16 protein-coding genes are annotated in these 17888 nt (G+C 60.7%); 9 read left to right on the top strand and 7 right to left on the bottom strand.

What is annotated here, in order from left to right:
• Positions 1–17 precede the first annotated feature (17 nt).
• From ACY9XZ_RS14635 to ACY9XZ_RS14620, 4 genes are read right to left on the bottom strand one after another with little or no spacing between them, the layout of a single operon-like run.
• On the bottom strand, positions 18–1184 hold the full coding sequence (locus ACY9XZ_RS14635; protein WP_463457760.1) for an ABC transporter ATP-binding protein: 1167 nt from the start codon (positions 1182–1184) through the stop codon (positions 18–20).
• 60 nt (positions 1185–1244) lie between these two features.
• Entirely contained in the window at positions 1245–2210 is a 966-nt protein-coding gene (locus ACY9XZ_RS14630; protein ID WP_463457759.1) for a carbohydrate ABC transporter permease, read from the bottom strand.
• A complete protein-coding gene (locus ACY9XZ_RS14625; RefSeq protein ID WP_463457758.1) occupies positions 2210–3136 on the bottom strand; it encodes a carbohydrate ABC transporter permease in 927 nt (308 codons plus the stop codon). The genes ACY9XZ_RS14630 and ACY9XZ_RS14625 overlap by 1 nt, the downstream gene beginning before the upstream one ends.
• A 53-nt stretch (positions 3137–3189) precedes the next feature.
• On the bottom strand, positions 3190–4635 hold the full coding sequence (locus tag ACY9XZ_RS14620) for an ABC transporter substrate-binding protein (RefSeq protein ID WP_463457757.1): 1446 nt from the start codon (positions 4633–4635) through the stop codon (positions 3190–3192).
• Between the two features lie 179 nt (positions 4636–4814).
• On the opposite strand from ACY9XZ_RS14620, the gene ACY9XZ_RS14615 reads away from it, so the two are divergent.
• Together ACY9XZ_RS14615 and ACY9XZ_RS14610 are read left to right on the top strand one after the other, a co-directional pair.
• Complete coding sequence (locus tag ACY9XZ_RS14615; protein ID WP_463457756.1) at positions 4815–5336, top strand: LUD domain-containing protein; 522 nt, start codon at positions 4815–4817, stop codon at positions 5334–5336.
• A 2-nt stretch (positions 5337–5338) separates the two neighbouring features.
• Entirely contained in the window at positions 5339–7519 is a 2181-nt protein-coding gene (locus ACY9XZ_RS14610; RefSeq protein ID WP_463457755.1) for an LUD domain-containing protein, read from the top strand.
• A gap of 10 nt (positions 7520–7529) precedes the next feature.
• On the opposite strand, the gene rhcC is transcribed toward ACY9XZ_RS14610, so the two are convergent.
• Positions 7530–8399, bottom strand: coding sequence for an L-rhamnono-1,4-lactonase (gene rhcC, locus ACY9XZ_RS14605; protein WP_463457754.1), 870 nt, complete (start codon positions 8397–8399; stop codon positions 7530–7532).
• Positions 8400–8475: 76 nt separating this feature from the next.
• Here rhcC and ACY9XZ_RS14600 point away from each other — a divergent pair, with 76 nt between their 5' ends.
• A complete protein-coding gene (locus tag ACY9XZ_RS14600) occupies positions 8476–8778 on the top strand; it encodes an L-rhamnose mutarotase (RefSeq protein ID WP_463457753.1) in 303 nt (100 codons plus the stop codon).
• A 965-nt stretch (positions 8779–9743) separates the two neighbouring features.
• Here ACY9XZ_RS14600 and ACY9XZ_RS14595 read toward each other — a convergent pair.
• Positions 9744–10511, bottom strand: coding sequence for an IclR family transcriptional regulator (locus ACY9XZ_RS14595; protein WP_463457752.1), 768 nt, complete (start codon positions 10509–10511; stop codon positions 9744–9746).
• Positions 10512–10771: 260 nt separating this feature from the next.
• Between ACY9XZ_RS14595 and ACY9XZ_RS14590 the strand changes: the two genes are divergently transcribed.
• From ACY9XZ_RS14590 to ACY9XZ_RS14565, 6 genes are all read left to right on the top strand, one after another.
• Entirely contained in the window at positions 10772–12289 is a 1518-nt protein-coding gene (locus ACY9XZ_RS14590; RefSeq protein ID WP_463457751.1) for an extracellular solute-binding protein, read from the top strand.
• A gap of 75 nt (positions 12290–12364) precedes the next feature.
• Positions 12365–13318, top strand: a complete 954-nt coding sequence (locus tag ACY9XZ_RS14585; protein ID WP_463457750.1) for a carbohydrate ABC transporter permease — start codon at positions 12365–12367, stop codon at positions 13316–13318.
• Positions 13311–14222 (top strand): carbohydrate ABC transporter permease, encoded by a 912-nt coding sequence (locus ACY9XZ_RS14580; protein WP_463457749.1) that lies wholly within the window; start codon positions 13311–13313, stop codon positions 14220–14222. Before ACY9XZ_RS14585 ends, ACY9XZ_RS14580 begins: the two co-directional genes overlap by 8 nt.
• A 4-nt stretch (positions 14223–14226) precedes the next feature.
• Entirely contained in the window at positions 14227–15378 is a 1152-nt protein-coding gene (locus tag ACY9XZ_RS14575) for an ABC transporter ATP-binding protein (protein WP_463457748.1), read from the top strand.
• A 1-nt stretch (position 15379) separates the two neighbouring features.
• Positions 15380–15544, top strand: a complete 165-nt coding sequence (locus ACY9XZ_RS14570; RefSeq protein ID WP_463457747.1) for a hypothetical protein — start codon at positions 15380–15382, stop codon at positions 15542–15544.
• 157 nt (positions 15545–15701) lie between these two features.
• The gene (locus tag ACY9XZ_RS14565; RefSeq protein WP_463457746.1) at positions 15702–16511 is read left to right on the top strand and encodes an aldo/keto reductase; all 810 of its coding nucleotides are present in this window, start codon (positions 15702–15704) and stop codon (positions 16509–16511) included.
• Between the two features lie 138 nt (positions 16512–16649).
• Here the strand turns inward: ACY9XZ_RS14565 and ACY9XZ_RS14560 are convergent, their stop codons facing one another.
• On the bottom strand, positions 16650–17747 hold the full coding sequence (locus ACY9XZ_RS14560) for a Gfo/Idh/MocA family protein (RefSeq protein ID WP_463457745.1): 1098 nt from the start codon (positions 17745–17747) through the stop codon (positions 16650–16652).
• Between the last annotated feature and the right edge of the window lie 141 nt (positions 17748–17888).

The raw sequence follows: 17888 nt of genomic DNA, 5'->3' as shown, positions 1-17888 counted from the left end.
GTCGCTGGATCGGCTCGCTACGCTTCGACGCTATCGGTCGCGGTCCCGTCCTCCGCTCGCTCGGTGACGAGACGCCCTTTCAGTAGTGACTCCGTGGTCGGGTCGAACAGATAGACGTGTTCCGGGGCGATGGTCAGTTCCATCCGGTCTTCGGGTTCGAGGTCGTGGAAGCGGCCGACCTTCGCAGTTATGTCACCGAGCTCTGACGTTCCGTGGACGATGGCTTCGGTTCCGACCGGTTCGACCACCCGAACTTTGGTCTCGAAATCAGGGCCGTCTGTCGCCCGAGTCCGCACCTGATAGAGGTCCTGTGGACGGAAGCCGACGAGAACCTCGTCGGTGTCTATCTCCGTATCGACGAGTCGCTTCGGGATGTCGAAGGACGCGGCGTCCATCTCGATGCGGTACGAGTCCCCCCGTTCACTGAGTGCGCCCTCGAACAGGTTCATGTCGGGGCTCCCGACAAACTGCGCGACGAAGAGGTTCGCGGGCTCGTTGAACACCTGATCGGGCGACCCGAGCTGTTGAAGCTCCCCGTCGTTGAGGATCGCGATCTTGTCCGCGATGGTCATCGCCTCCTCCTGGTTGTGCGTGACGTAGGCCGACGTGATGCCGACCTCCGACTGGAGTTCGTCGATCTCCGTCCGCATCGTCTTTCGGAGTTTCGCGTCGAGGTTCGCCAGCGGCTCGTCGAAGAGGAACAGTCGCGGTTCCCGGATAATCGCCCGCCCGAGCGCGACACGCTGCTTCTGGCCGCCCGAGAGCTGTGCCGGTTTGTTGTTCAGCAGCTCTTCGATTTCGAGCATCTCCGCGACCTCGGTCACGCGGTTGTCGATCTCCGCGTCGGTCATGTCGTTGTTCTCCCGGCGGAGTCCGAACCCGAGGTTCTCACGGACCGTCATATGCGGGTACAGGGCGAAATCTTGGAACACCATCGCGACGTCGCGGTTGCGCGCTTTGACGTCGTTTACCACGGTCCCGTCGAACCGGACTTCCCCTTCCGTCGGGTCTTCGAGTCCGCCGATCATCCGAAGCGTCGTCGTCTTGCCGCACCCGCTGGGGCCGAGCAAGACGAGGAAGTCACCGTCGGGTACGTCGATGTCCAGGTCGTTGACCGCGACGACTCCGTCCTTCTCCGGGTCTCCGAACACTTTTTTGACACTATCAAGTTCGAGGTGTGTCATTGGGGGAAGGTACCAGCTAACTCATCATAAAGGTAGCGCCCTGTCAGGAAGCGAAGGGGGTTACCCCTTGATGGCGCCGCCGGTGAGTCCCTGCACGAAGTACCGCTGGATGTAGGCCAATCCGGCCAGCACCGGAATCGAGACGATAATCGACGCCGCGGCGACGACGTTCCACTGGGTGTTGAACCCCTGAACGAACGTGAGTAGCCCGGGGGGAACGGTGAACTTCGAGTTGTCGAGCAGCGTGAGCGCGAACACGAGTTCGTTCCACGCCAGCAGGAACGCGAAGATGAACGAGGCGATGAGCGAGTTCCGCGCCATCGGAACGAGCACGTACCAGAACGTCTCGAAGGGCGTACACTGGTCGATCTGTGAGGCCTCGATGATCGAGTCCGGGAAGTCGTCAAAAAAGCCCTTCATCAGCCAGACGACGAACGGCGCGGTCATCGCGCCGTAGATGAGGATGAGCGCGAGATGCGTGTTGAACAGTCCGAGCGTGGAGATGAGTTCCCACTCGGGAACCATAATGGCAGTTCCGGGGAACATCAGCGAGGCGAGCAGGAGCGACATCAGCAAGTTCTTGCCCCGGAACTCCCGCCGCGAGAGCACGTACGATGCCCCGGTGCCGAGAACGACAGCGATGAGCCCCGCACCGACGGCGACCTTCAGACTGTTGACGACGAGTCCGAGCAGATTGATGTCGATGGCTGAGGTGACGGTAACCCCGAGCAAGTCGTTCACCAGCCCTGCGTAGCCGCCGGCCTGAATCGACGACTCGATGACGAGCCGGAACCCCTCAAGTGACGGGTTCACCGGGAACACAGTCGGCGGAATCTGCTGAATCTCTGACGTTGTCTTGAACGCCGTGACGACCATCCAGTACAGCGGGAACAGGACGAACACGCCGATGACGAGCGTCAGCAGCCCGATAGCAGTCTTCCTGACGTAGCCGCCTGCTTTCGAATCGTAGAGCCAGGACTGGTTCTTTCGGTACTCCGCCGTCGGGTCTGGGTTGTCTGTCGCCATTACATTTCACCTCTGACTTTGTCGTAGAACTTGATGTAGTAGTAGGAGAACACGAGCAACACGACGAACAGCAATACTGACAGGGCCGACGCGAATCCGACTTCGAAGTCGATGAACGCGGCTCGGTATATCATCACCGGCAACGTGCTGCTGGAGACGCCCGGGCCGCCCTTGGTCATCACCCAGACCATCGAGAAGTTCCGGACGTTGTAGATAAGCATCAGGAGGAAGCCGATGGCGAGGTTGTACTTCATCATCGGGATGGTGATGTAGCGGAACTGCTCCCACGGCGTCGCCCCGTCCATTCGTGCGGCCTCGTAGAGGTGCTCGTCGATGCCCTGCAACGAGGTGAGCGTCAGCAGGGCGAACAGCGGTGCGAGCCGCCAGATCATCCCGATAATCGGCGGCCACAGCGAGTACTCGTTGGCTCCGAGCATGACGATGTACTCGTCGATGACGCCCAACTGGACGAGGAGTTCGTTGACGATCCCTTGGGAGCCGCCGAACATGAACTGCCAGATGGACGCACCGACGACCCGCGGGAGTACCCACGGGATCAGGACGATAGCGCTGGCGACGCTCGTGTAGGGCAGTTTCTCGTCGAGGAGCCACCCCATCAGGAAGCCGAGAACGATAGCGGCCAGGCTACCGACGGTCACCCAGACGAACGTGTTCCAGAGCACCTGGTGGATGTCCGGGTCCGTCCAGATCTCGACGTAGTTCGCGAGCCCGACGAACTCGGCTTCGCTGGGCGCGAGAAGACTCTTCGTGAAGAAGCTCGAATAGATGGCCTGTGCGATGGGATAGAGGATGAACAGCCCGACAAGCGCCATCACGGGCAAAATCGGGAGATACACCCGCACACTCTCGGGGATGTATCTGGTCGCGCTGCGGTACGACGACTGGGCTTGGTCTACGTAACTCATAGATATGGGGCGCTTCCTCCGAATATCGTATTCTCTAGCACTGCTATGGTCTCTCAGGCGATCTGTTCGTCGACGACTTCCTGCACCTGGGAATTGGCGTCACTACAGGCCTCCTCGGCGGTCGCGTTCCCGAGGACGACCGGCTGGATGACCTGCGTGTTGATGATGCTCTGTATCGAGGCGATGCCGGAGAACGAGGGGAACCGCGAGGTCCGCGTGAACAGGTCGTCGTTCTCGTACAGCGTGACGAGGTCGCCGAACTGGCTCATGAACAGGTCGCTTGGCTCCTCAAAGGCGCTTTCGAGCGTCGGCACACGGCCGCGGATGCCCACGTCGGATTCCGCGGCGTAGGTCCAGGGCGCGAGTTGCTCGGGCTGGTTCCACCAGCCGGTGTAGTCGAAGGCCGCCTGTCGTTCCGCGTCACTCTCGGTGCCGTTACCCAGCATGAACCCCTGTGCGTTCTGCAACAGGAGGTCCTGTGGCTGGAAATCGCCCGATGGGTTCTCCGGCAGCGGGGCGCGTGTGACGGTGTGGCCTTCACCGTCGAGCCACTCCTGTGGCGCACCGGTCGTCTGGTACACCGCGTTCGCGTGCGAGTACGTGATGAAGATGCCCGACTCGCCCTCCCGGAGGAGGCGACCGGCGTCGATGTGGTTGTTCTCCGCCATCGAGTCCGGGAACAGGCCTGCCTCCGCGATGTCCTGGTAGAGCTTCACCGCGTCAACGAACCCGGGCTGGTCGACCGTCGCCTCCATCGATTCGGGATCGAAGTAACGACCGCCGTTCGCGTACACGAACCCGATGAAGTAGCCGGTCGTCAGGCCGAAGTCGGTTCCGGGTGCGGTGATGGCCGCCGAGACGTCGTCGATCTCCTGCATCTCCTCGCCGAGCTGTATCAGTTCGGGCCAGTTCCGTGGCGGCTGGTCGAAGCTCGTCTGTTCGAGGTAGTCCGTTCGGATGTCGATAAACGGTCCGAGGTCGGCGTACCCGCCGGGAAGCCCCCACTGGCGCTCGCCCTCGGTGTCGCCCAGCCCCTCGTAGACCACCGTGTCGATGTTGGCCTGGATGAAGTGGCTGTTTATCTCTTCGAGTTGGTCCTGGAACCCCTCCTGATCGAGGGGCTGAATGGCCTGTGCGCCGACGTAGTCGGGGATCTGCTGGCACTGGCCGGCCATCACGTCCGGTAGATTGTTGTTAGCCGCGGCAGAGGCGATGATCTGGTATTTCTGGCCCCACTCCTGGTGCTGGTAGCTCACGTTGTGCTCGCCGTAGCTGTCGTAATGCCCGCTGATATACTCCCGTTCGGCCGGGATACCACCGAACAGCCAGAAGTCGAGGTCCTGTGTGCCGGAGCCGCCATCGCCGCCGTCACTGCTGCCGTCACCACCGTCACCGCCGTCGCCACCGCTACACCCTGCAAGCCCGGCGGCCAGTGCGGTTCCGAGGCCGGTCAGATACTGTCGCCTGTCCAGTCCGCTCGCTGAGTTACGGTCAACCATGATCCACTAGTACCGAAAGGGCAGTCCTATATAATAAATGTACCGGGATTGTGAACTATCTGTGAACCGATCCCCCCACAATAGTGGGCTGGGTTCGGGCGTCGCGACGGAGCCACCAGTATTCGACCTAGACACAGACCAAAACTAAATGGCAGTGTGGGTTTTCGATTCGAGTACAGATGGCAAGCAAACGCGCGTCGTTCGAGGGCGCTCTCGAGGCGTTAGGTGTGACAGTCTCCAGGGCTACCGAGTCCGAACTCGAAACCGCTGTAGCCGAAGCGATCACCGAGCCTGCGGTCGGGGTGGCACTCGACGAGCAGTTCGAGAGCGAGGCGTTTTCGCTCACAGAGACGCCAGTGACAGTTGACCCGACGCCGGTCGCGCTCCGCGAGGCTACCACCGGCGTCACCAGCGCCGCCCTCGGCGTGGGCGATTACGGCTCGCTCGTGCTGACGATGACCGAACAGGCCAGCGAACTCGTGAGTCTGTTCGTCGAGCACCACGTCGCCATCCTTCATGAGGCGAACATCCAGCCCGACATGGACGCGGCAGTGGCAGAACTGGACGAGCAGTTCAACGAAACTGGCGGGAGCGCGATCATCGCGACTGGACCGAGCGCGACGGCCGATATGGGCGCGCTCGTCAGAGGAGCCCACGGCCCGGAATCGGTCCACGTTATCGTCGTCGAGGAGGTGGCCTGACGATGGCGACCGCCGACGAACTACGCGAACTGATGCGGACCGAGGGAGCGGCAATCGCGGAGAACACGCAGGGGTTCAATGCGGGGCGCTACGACTCCGTTGCGGATCTGGAAGACTACGAAGAGCTCAAACAAGCCGCACGCAGTATCAAAGAGGACGCTATCGCCGACCTCCCGAACCTCCTCGACCAGCTAACCGAAACCGTCGAAGCGAACGGCGGGACAGTGTACATCGCTGACGACGCCGCCGACGCGAACGACTACATCCGCGACGTGGTCGACGAGCGAGCGGCCGACCGGGTCGTCAAGAGCAAGTCGATGACCAGCGAGGAGATCGAGGTCAACGAGGCGCTCGAAGCGGACGGCGTGGACGTGGTCGAGACGGATCTGGGTGAGTGGGTGTTGCAGGTCGCTGACGAAGCCCCCTCCCACATCGTCGCCCCGGCCATTCACAAGTCCCGCGAGAGCATCGCTGAGCTGTTCAACGAGCAGTTCGACCCCGACGAGTCGCTGGAAACCGCTGAGGAACTGACCCGCTTTGCCCGCGAGAAACTGGGCGAGCAGATCATCGACGCGGAAGTCGGCATCACCGGGGCGAACTTCGTCACGGCCGACACCGGGACGATGGCCCTGGTCACCAGCGAGGGCAACGCCCGCAAGACGGTGGCGGCGACGGACACGCACGTCGCCGTGGCCGGCGTCGAGAAGGTCATCCCGACGGTCGCGGACCTCCACCCCTTTATCGAACTCATCGGTCGGTCGGGGACGGGACAGGACATCACGTCGTACGTCTCGCTGCTGACGCCGCCGGTCGATACGCCGGTCGTCGATTTCACCGACGACGAAACGCCGCTATCGGCGTTCGATGCCGACCGCGATTTCCACCTCGTGCTCATCGACAACGGCCGGCTGGAGATGCGAGAGGACGAACACCTCCGGGAGACGCTGTACTGCATCCGGTGTTCCGCCTGCTCGAACTCCTGTGCGAACTTCCAGAGCGTCGGCGGCCACGCCTTCGGCGGGGAGACGTATTCGGGTGGCATCGCGACCGGCTGGGAGTCCGGGATTGAAGGGCTGGACGTGGCCGCGGAGTTCAACGACCTCTGTACCGGGTGTACCCGCTGCGTGAACGCCTGCCCGGTCGGCATCGACATCCCCTGGATAAACACCGTCGTCCGGGACCGCATCAACCGCGATAAGGACGCTCCCGGAGAGTGGCTCGTCGACGGGCTCACGCCCGACGAGGAGGACGAGGGTGCGCCCCTGCAGAAGCGTTTTTTCGGCAACTTCGAAACCGTCGCGAAACTCGGCAGCGCCACCGCACCGGTGTCGAACTGGCTAGCCGACACGACCGTCGCCCGGCAGGCGATGTCTCGCATCCTGGGTATCGACCCGCGACGGGACCTCCCGACGTTCGAGCGGGAGACGCTCGTCGACTGGGCCGCTGCTCGTGATTCACAGGTGGACGACCCCGAGCGCCGGGCGGTGCTTTACCCGGACCTGTACACGAATCACGTGCAGGTCGACCGCGGCAAAGCCGCCGTAAAGGTGCTCGAATCGCTGGGCGTCGACGTCGTGGTTCCGCCGGCCCCGTCCAGCGGCCGCGCGCCGCTGTCCCAGGGGATGGTAGCGACGGCGACTGACCACGCCGAACGGGTCTCGGAGGCGCTCGAATCCCACATCGACGACGGCCGAGACGTGGTCGTCATCGAGCCGAGCGACCACGCGATGTTCACGCGCGAGTACGAACGGCTCCTCGACGAGTCAGCGTTCACCGATATCGGACAGAACAGCTACGAAGTGTTCGAATACGTCTTCGGGCGACTCGACAACGGGGCGTCCGTCGACTCGTTGTCGACCGTCGAAGGCGGCGAGATCGCGTATCACAGCCACTGTCAGCAGCGGACGCTCGGGCTCGAAGCCCACACTGTCGCCGTCCTCGAAGACTGTGGCTACGACGTGGTCACGTCCGACGTGGAGTGCTGTGGCATGGCCGGGAGCTTCGGGTACAAGTCAGACTACTACGAGCTGAGCATGGACGTGGGCGACCGGCTCCGGACGCAACTGCGCGAGGACGGCGTCCAGGACCGGCCCGTGGTCGCCAGCGGGACCTCCTGTCTCGAACAGATCGACGCCCTGCTGGAACGACAGCCGCGCCATCCCATCGAGCTACTGGCGACGTAAGCCGTCGGTTTCACTCGATTCTCACGTGTTGACGAAACGCTCGGTCAGTTATCCACTGCCGATCCTGTTTTGAGATCGAATCCACTTCCCGGAGCCAGTTTCGCGCCTCGGCGTAGCTCGCCACATCACTGACGTTCGGGTAGTCCGAGCCCCAGATGACCCGCTCCCGTCCGAACGTGTCCAGGAACCAGCGGACGTGGTCGTGCATGTCCGCGTAGGGGAACGCCGAATCGGACATGTGAGGGATCTCCGACACCTTCACCGCGACCGTCTCGTGTTCGGCGAGGTCGGCAAACTGTGCGAACGTCCCGGTATCTGTCGGCGTCTCCGGGTCCGCATGCGCGAAATGATCGAACAGATACGTCAGTTCCGGGTACGCCTCCACCAGTTCGAGCGCCTGATCGAGTTGGCTGTGGTCACAGAGTATCTGGACTGTCGCGTCCAGTTCGAGGGCTGTCTCCCAGAATTCAGTCTCCTCGACGGCGTCACGGAGCCACGAGACAGTCGGATCGAACGTCTCCCACATCCGGTCGTACGGACAGGCAGCGCCGAGCCGGAACCCGAGAACGCCGTCGGTCTGCATGCACTCCCGCAGCTGTGTCGCCGCGTCGTCGGCGAATGGATCGAGCATCACGATACCGTGGAGGCGGTCGTGTTCGGCCGCAACCCGACGTGTGTACCAGTTGTCCGTCCAATCACAGATCGGGTACCCGACGACGACGGCGTCGTCAACGCCGTTCCGGTCCATATCCGCCAGGAGCCGGTCAGCCGTATATACAGTGTGTACGTCGAACGTATCGACGAGGTCCAGTATCGGCCCGTTTACCCACGGATGGTCAGGAGTCGCTGCCCCCCACGCGTGCGTATGGGTATCGAACATACTCGCTGTGTCGTCGGTGACGAACCTAAGTCTTACCCGCGGAAGAACTATCAACGGGGCTGTCCAACGCGGAGGTATGGCGCGAATAGCGTTTCACCTTCGGATCAAAGACGGCAAGCGCGAGGCATACCGCGAAAAACACGAAGACGTGCCTGATGCGCTCGAATCAGCGTATCTCGATTCAGGAGCCGGGATCGAAACGTACAGCGTCTTCGAGAAAGACGGCCACGTGTTCGGGTTCATGGAAGTCGAGGACCCGGAGAAAATCAAGGCGGTCATGGCCGACAGCGAGGCACAGGCAGAGTGGGCGCAGGTGATGGACCCGATTATCATAGACACAGACGACCAGTGGATGGACGAAGTGTATCGGATGGTGTGACTGTCAGGCGAGCCGTTGATCCTGCCTCATCAGTATCAGATAGAGTGGACACATCTACCGCTATCCGAATGTATCCTAATCGGTAAATTTGGAATGTGACTACACCACACGCCCGCTTCCGGCAATGTCGGAGGGTCAAGCGCAAAACGATTTACTGCTATTCAACACCGACCCCGATCTGGCCGCTATTAGCTGGTGAGAGTTAGATTTCAGCGTGCCTTATATTAATATATCAGATATTTCTGATACGGTTTCTCCAGTGATACGGATCCTCGGGATATCTTCCGGTAGTATCGGAAACAGAGCGTCCATTCGTCAGGAAACCGGCAATCAGGCCACTGAGAGCGACAGTAGTTAGTTGGTCATCTGTAACGCGACAGTCGACAATCCTCGGGTCCTGAATACAGCGATAGCCTGATTGACTAGCCTAACCCCGGTCACTGCGGTGACACACGGCGTCCCCGCTTCATTGCGTTGGGTCCAGTGTCCAATCGAAATATTCCGGTAATATCGGACTCTGTGGATCGGTCAGAGCCTTTGGCGACTGACAGGCCCAGCTATTCCACCATATATAACACCTGTACAACTGTGATTTGAGCGGGGTATCCGACTCCAACACATTGATCGACCATCTCCACATCAGCGATGTGCCCACAGATCTCCCCTGACTTGAAGCAGTCGTACATTGGTTTGACCGGGTCACGCCCTATTTCTAACGGCTGTACATTTGTTACCCGGTTTAGATCCGATCTCGTGTCCTGTCTCTGCTTCAGTATATTACGCCATGGTTGTATCTATACTGAATGCTATCCCATATCCTGGAACATATGCGGATATATCCCGGATAGCATAGCATAATGAGTGGAGATAAAGGGAGATAGGTCTATGCATTGAGTCAAGCTGAAGTATTGTGTGGTATTTCTGGAGTGAACTATAGTAGTACTGGATTTTGCTGAACGACCTGTTCACGTGTACGTGATATTCAGTTCGATGACGTTGGCAGCGCTTTTGAGTTTCGCTGGCAGTTCTTCCCTGAACCGCTCGTCTTGGAATCGGCTCGTCGGGCCGGAGACGCTTATCGCTCCCTCGACAGTGTCGTTGTTGTTGACAATCGGCACCGCCACACAGCGGAGTCCTTCCACACGGGCCTCGTCGTCGAAAGCGATCTCGTCTTCCCGAACCTGATCGAGATGCGCAAACAATTCCTCCCGGTCCGTGATCGTGTTCTCCGTCGTCGCGGGCATCCCGTGGGTGTCGAGGATCTCGTTCACGCGCTCGCGGGAGAGGTGGGCGAGAATGGCGTTCCCGAGTCCAGTATTGTGGAGATACACTCGCTGTCCGGTGTAGGAATCCGTTTTGACCGCATCCGCACCGTGTGTCCGGTAGAGGTACACCCCCTTCCCCTTCTGTTCGACCATGAGATTCGCCAGTTCCCCGGTTTCCTCTGCTAATGCCGCCACCTCGTCTTTCGCGATGTCGTATATCCGTTCATGATGTCGCGCGTGGCCGCCGAGATCGAGCAATCGAAGTCCGACTTTGTACCGCCCGCCTTCTTTCACGACGTACCCGTCCGCCTCAAGCGTCGTGAGATAGTTGTGGATACTGCTTTTCGAAAGATCGAACGCCTGCGTTAGCTCCGCCAACGTCGCTTCGTTGCGATCCTTTAGTTCCTCTAAGATGTCGAACGTCGTCTGCGCAGTCTTGACAGCATTGGAGTTCTGTTGGTCACCCATAGACGGTACCAAGATGGCAACATGTATAAATCTATTCCAGCTTACCCAAACCTAGATTCAGTAATACTGGACCGGGAGGCCCGGGAGCAACACAATAAAATGTCGATGGACCGGTTTCCGGGACTCCTCAAAGGATGCGCACGTTGACGAGTGCGCCTCGTCGGGGAAACGGGTAGTCTGAGGTACTCTCGTAGCGGCTGAAGAGCAAGGAAATCTACGTTAACAATAATTTTATATAGGGAGATTATGTTATGCCGAGTATGGTACGCAACAGCAGTGATACCACGAGCAGCCGAAAAGCCGCCAGTGCACTTTCCCGCCGGCAGTTCGTCGCATCGGTGGGGACGACTGGCGCTGCCCTCGGGCTGGCCGGCTGTTCGGGGACCGGAAACGGGAGTGGAGATGGCAGTAGCGGGGGCGGTGACACACCGACGGCAGCGGATATCGAGTACAACGGCGAGGACGTAACGGTCGAGTACAGCACAGCCCCCCTGTTCGGGAACATCTCGGATCAGCTCGAGCAGGCGGCTTACGACGCTGGATTGCCCGAGAGCATCGACATCGACTTCTCGACCACCGTCTGGGGTGCCGACGACCTGCAGGACCGCTACAACCAGATCCTCTCCGCCGGCCGGTCGACACCGGACTTCATGCTGACGAACTTCGCGTACACGCCGTTCTTTGCCCCCCGCGAGTGGCTGCTCGATCTCTCGGGGGTCCTTAGCGACGAGAAGATGAGCGAACTCGAAAGCGACTACTCTCAGGTGATGGTCGACTCGATGCGCTGGGACGGCGGCCTGTACGGCGTCCCCCAGTTCATCGACATCCCCACCATCCAGTACCGGAAGGACCTCGTGGAAGCGGCCGGTTACGACCCCGAGGGGGAAAACTGGGCGACGGAGCCGCTCACCTGGGACTACTTCGCGGAAGTCACGAAAGCGGCGAAAGAAGAGGCGGGCACCGACCACGGCTACACGACCGCGATGAACCAGCGGAATATCGGGAGCATCAGCGGCTACGAACACCTCGTCACGAACGGGGGCAACTACTTCGGCGACATGTCGAACCAGAACGGACCGATCGGCGACCGCTCCGTGACGATCGACGAGCAGCCGACCATCGATACGCTCCGCCAGCTCCGAACGTTCCTCTACGGGAGCGACGACGAACACGCCATCGAGGGGCTCGACGGCGGCATCACGCCGTCGGACGCCCTCGGCTGGGACACGTCCCCGTCGATGGAGTCGTTCAACGCGGGCGAAGCGGTCATGCACCGGAACTGGTCGTTCGCCATCGCCGACTACGGCAGCGAAGAGAACTTCGGCGAGGACCTGGGGGTCATGCCGTATCCCTACGGCATCTCCGAATCGGAGGCGGATTACGAGGGGGCTGGCGGGACGAACGCCAAACTCGGCGGCTGGCACCTCTCGATCAATCCAAACACCGAGAAGCTGGCTGCGACGGTCGAGGTCATCAAGGCGATGACCTCCGACGAGTTCTATCTTACCATCTTCGAGGCGACCGGCTCGACGCCCCCCAAACCCGGCCTGTTCACCTCAGACCGGGCGCAGGACGTCGAGGTCATGAACCGATATCTCGACACGCTGCAGTTCCAGTCCGAGAACCAGTTCGCACCGCCGATCAACGCCGTCTGGGACCCACAGAAGGAAGCCATCGGGCAGGAGTTCCACGCCTGTCTCAATCAGCAGAAGTCCCCCGAGGAAGCGGTCGCCGCCGCACAGGAACAGGTCGAACAGATCGAGGAACAGGAGTCGTAAGCGTGCCCCGACCGTCGATACCTCGCACAGTAATCTACAAGTCCCCGGGTTACGGGCTGTGCTAGTACACACACTATGAAACAAAAAGTCCAGCAGGCGGTGTCACCGATCTTCCTCAGGATCGAGCAGTTGGACGAGGCCAAATACGGGTTTTTACTCGTCTCACCGGTGTTCCTCGTCCTCTCGGTTCTGGCGTTCTACCCACTGGTCAGGACGTTGTACTTCTCGCTGCAGGACGACGACCTGACAGGAACCCACCCGATCGGTGAGTTCGTCGGTCTCGAAAACTACGTCCAGATACTCAGCGGCGACGCGAACGCGATCCTGTCCGCGCCGTTTTTCGACCTGCAAGCACCGTTTTCGAGCGCGCTCATCGTTACGCTCCTCATCACGGGCGTGAGCGTGGCTCTCGGGACAGCGATGGGACTTGGCATGGCGATCATCCTCAACAAGGAGTTCAAAGGGCGACGGTACGCACGGACCATCGTCATCCTCCCGTGGTCGATCCCGATCGTGATCCAGGGAATGATGTTCTTCCTGCTGTTCCAGCCGTCGCTGAGCCCGTTCGTCGAGCCGCTGGCGAACCTGGGCGTGTTCAGCGGTAATCCGCTGATAAACAGCCAGGACTCGACTATTATCGTCATCCTCATCGACATCTGGCGAAAGATCCCGTTCATCGCGCTCATCATCATGGCCGGGATCGCGAGCATCGACCGCAACCTCTACGACGTGGCCGAAGTCGCAGGCGCGACGAAGTGGCAGCAGTTCCGCATGATCACGCTGCCACAGATCAAGCCGGTGTTGTTCATCGGGATGATCTTCTACACGATCAGTTCGATGAAGATCTACGGCATCGTCGAGGCGTCAGCGGGCTGTAGTACGGTTCCGACGCTGACCTGTCTGGTCGTCCAGACGTTCCGGCAACAGCGCTGGGCGACCGCATCAGCGATCGCCTTCATCACCGCGCTCGTCATCGCAGTGATAATCATGGTGTACGTCGTCCGGTACAGGGAGTCGACAAATGAGTGAACAGGAATACAGCGGCCTGACTGGCCGTATCGTCAAGTACACGATCCACAACTCGGCCGACGTCTACCGGCTGGGCTTCTGGGTCGGCCTCGTATCGTTCATCATGATCACGCTGTTCCCGTTCTACTGGCTGCTGGTCCTGGCAGTGACGCCGGACAACCAGCTCTACCAGATGGGGATCGTCCCTGATAACTTCAACATCGGCGTGTTCGCGACGGTGGTCCAGGAGTACCCGCTGCATCACTACATTTTCAACAGCATCCTCATCGCGACGGTGACCGTCATCGTCTGTATCACGCTGGGGAGCCTCGCTGGCTATGCGTTCGGGCGGGTCGATTTCCCCGGGAAGGGGCCGCTTCTGGTCTTGCTACTGGTCATCTCGTATTTCCCGGGCATCGCGTTCCTGATCCCGCTGTTCGAACTGCTCACCGGGTCCCTGAGCATTCTCGGCACGCCGACGCCGGACCTCTACAACACGCCCTGGGGGATGGTGTTCCCGTTCACCATGCTCAGCCTGCCGATCACGATATTCATCCTGACCACGTTCTACAGCCAGATTCCCGACGGGCTGGAGGACGCCGCCAGGGTCGAGGGGACGACCAGACTCGGCGCGCTGTTCCGGGTCATCATGCCGTTGTCGGCACCCGGCGTCGTGACCGCCGCGATTATCGTGTTTATCGGCGTCTACCGGGAGTTCTTCTTCTCGTTCATCATGACTGACGGCTCGCCGGAAAATTGGGCTGTGTTGGTGTACGGGATACTGAACTTCCAGCAGCAACACACACAGATGTACAACATGATGGCAGCCGCAAGTCTCATCGGGATTATTCCCATCGCGGTGCTCGTCATCATCGCACAAGAACACATTGTCCGCGGGCTGACTGCGGGCGGCCTGAAGGAGTAATACAATGGGAGAAGTCAACCTCACCGACGTTCGCAAAGAGTACGAAGACGTTGTCGCTGTCGAAGGCATGAACCTGACCATCGAGGACGCCGAGTTCGTCACGCTGGTCGGACCATCCGGCTGTGGCAAATCGACCACCCTGGAGACGATCTCCGGCCTGACGACACCGACGAGTGGCACGATAGAAATCGCCGGCCGGAACGTGACGAACAAGCCGCCGAAGGACCGCAACATCGCGATGGTGTTCCAGAACATCGCGCTGTTCCCACACATGACGGTGTACGAAAACATCAGTTTCGGCCTGCGGCTCCGGGACTTCGACCAGGAGGAGATCGACCGCCGGGTCGAGGACGCCGTCGAGATCGTCCAACTGGAAGGGATGCTCGACCGCAGCCCCGACGAACTCTCCGGCGGCCAGCAACAACGCGTCGGCATTGCCCGCGCAATCGTCCGGCAGCCGGACGTGTTCCTGATGGACGAGCCGCTGGCGAACCTCGACGCCAAGCTTAGAGTGGCGATGCGCACGGAGATTCAGCGCCTCCAGAAGGAACTGGGCATTACGTCGGTGTACGTCACCCACGACCAGGAGGAGGCCATGACGATGTCAGATCGCATCGCGATTATTAACGACGGGGAACTCCAGCAGTGCTCCCCGCCGCTTGAGTGTTACAACCGGCCAGTGAATACGTTCGTCGCACAGTTCATCGGAAGCCCGTCGATGAATCTGTTCAACGGGCAGGTCGACGGCAATGACCTCGATGTCAACGATTTCAGCGTCGAGTTCGATGCGACAAACACACCGCTCCAGCAGAGTGACCCGGTCACGGTTGGCATCCGGCCGGAGGACATCTACCTGGCGGCCGATGCCGAAGACATCGCCCATCCGAGTCGCCCGGTTACGGTGTCCGTGGACGTGCTGGAACCGGTCGGTGACCAGACCTACGCCTACCTGCTGTCCGAGGCTGACGGCGAGACCACGGAACTGCTCATGAGCGTCGACCCCGACAAAGACATCAGCGAGGGGGACTCGATCGAGGTCGTGTTCTCCCGTGACGACGTCCACGTCTTCGACGGGAGAACCGGTGAGGCGATCACGCATAGTCTCGTCGACACCGCCGCCGTCGTCGACGAAGTGGCTGTCGAGGGGGAGGCCTGAGATGCCGACAACCGCCGGTATTGCCTACGTCGTCGCGATGACACTCCTGTTCGCGCTCTGGATATACGGCGCTGTGTCGTTGTACTTCGATGTCCGACACCGCTTCCTGCCTAGGGTTGTCAGCTGGCTCCGGGAGCGGCGATCCGAGCGACGCCAACTGGTGTAGCCTTCGGGAGCGTCGGTCAGTCCACCCATCGTCACTGTTTTCGGCCCGTTTTTTCAGGACAGTAACCGGTTTTTATTGCCTGACTGCAGTGGCATGCCTCGGCAACGTATCAGTAGAAATCACAAGAAATATGTACGTTGCTGATGTCCGCTCATACATGAGCGAGTTATCAGCCCTCGGTCTCGGGACCTGGCAGAACACCGACCCGGATATCTGCGCAGAGAGTGTCCGAACGGCCCTGGAGATGGGGTACAAGCACATCGACACCGCACAGTACTACGGTAATGAGGAAGCCGTCGGTGAGGGAATCGCGGGCGCCGACGTCCCGCGTGAAGACGTGTTCGTCGCGTCGAAAGTCCACGCTGAGAAGTTCGGACTGGCTCACGACGAGGTCATCGAAGGACTGGAGGTTACCCTCGACCGGCTGGGCCTCGACTCGCTCGATCTGTTGTACGTCCACTGGCCGGTCGGTAACTACGACGCGGCCGAGACGATGCCGGCGTTCGACGAACTCGTCGACCGCGGGCTGATTAATCACGTCGGCGTCTGTAACTTCAGTACGGAACTGCTCGACGAGGCGATGGACCACCTCGAATCGCCGCTGTTCGCCCACCAGGCGGAAACGCACCCCCTGTTACAGCAGGACGAACTCGTGGCACACGCACAGGAGCACGACTACTACCACGTCGCGTACTCGCCGCTGGCCCGCGGGAACGTCTTCGATATTCCGGAAGTCGAGGCCATCGCTGAGAAACACGACGCTAGCGCGCCACAGGTCAGTCTCGCCTGGCTGCTCACCCGTGAGAACGTCCGCGCCGTACCCAAGGCGACGAGCGAGGCCCACATCAGGGACAACTTCGGCGCGCTGGATCTCGAACTCGACGCGGAAGACATCGAGCGAATCGAGAGCATCGAGCGGACCGAGCGGTACGTCGAACGCGACGGCGCGCCGTGGCTCGAAAAGTGAGGCGGATCGCTGTGTCGTAGTCAGTGAACAGGAACCCGGCGAATCGTTTTCGAATGCGACGGGATAGCAGAAAGTAGCTGTATCATCGCTTCAGGGAGAATCGAGGTCAGCGACGCGGAGATACGTGAAAACGGGTGCTCACCAGGACGTGATTGAGATGTCCCGGAGCGGCTGCGCCAGCGGGATGTCCACCGTCGATCCGGTGTAGTGTGAGAGGTAGAACCCGACGATGATTTCGAGGGACCTGACGGCCTCGGTGCCGGGCGAGTAGTTCTCAGACTCGCCGTTGAGCAGGTCTTGGACGTGTGACGCCGCGGTCGCAAACGACCGCTGGTAGTCGTCTTCCCACGTCCATGCCCCCTCGATGCCGGGCAAGGGCTCCTCGACGTGCTCGCCGTCTTCGAGAGACCAGTAGCGCCACTCGCCGTCGTCGTTGTTCATGTACAGTTTGCCCTCGGTTCCGATGAAGTTCAGCGTCATCGAGGACATGTCTCGCGGGATGGTGCAGTCGACGGTCACGAAGGAGTTGTCGTCCATCACCACGTGCCCGCCACCGCCGGCATCGACGACCTCCTGGGCCGCGTCCAGCGAATCGACGGCCTCGTTCTCGCCCGTGATGTAGCCGCTGACCTCCGAGGCTCTGGTATCGAGGAGGTAGACGAGCGTGTCCAGTACGTGCGTGGAGTTTCGCATCAACTCCATCCGGTACTGCGTGCTCACCGACTTGACATCGCCGAGGAGATTCTGTTCGTTGATGAGGTCGTGGAGGCGCTGGAGTTTGTCCGTGAACCGGAACGAGTGGTTGACGACGAGTTCGGTGTCCGTCTCGTCGCAGACAGTGATCATCTCCTCGGCGGCGTTGACCTGCGAGGCGATGGGTTTCTCACACCAGATGACGTCCGGGTCGGCCGCCGACTGTGCGGCGGCGACCGTGTGTTCGTGGTGGAGGAACGACGGCGTACAGACCGAGACCACGTCGAGGGCTTCCGCCGCGAGCATCGCTTCGTGACCCACGTACTGGCGGTCCGCGGGGATGTCCCACGCGTCGCCGAACGTCGCCAGGTTCTCCTCGTCGACGTCGGCGACGGCGACGAGTTCGATATTCGCGGTGCTCGCGTAGCCGCCGGCGTGGCTCGCCTCGATCTTTTCCGTGCCGATTTCCTCTTCGTCGTGCATGCCGAGGATGCCCATTCCCGCGATACCGCCCGTTCCGATTATGCCTGCTCGATATGTCATGTGTGGTAGTGCCGTTGCTGGGCACAGACGTGGCTCGCACGCCGTCTGCGGCGCTGACGAGACAGTCCGCTACCAGCGACTGGGTCTCTCCGTAGCTAGCACATCAGTAGCGGACCTTATAAATCTTTGAGTGTACCAGCC

Source organism: Haloarcula sp. HT12 (assembly GCF_055271655.1).
The sequence above is the reverse complement of the archived record's forward strand: the minus strand, read 5'-3'. Positions and strand labels throughout refer to the sequence as shown.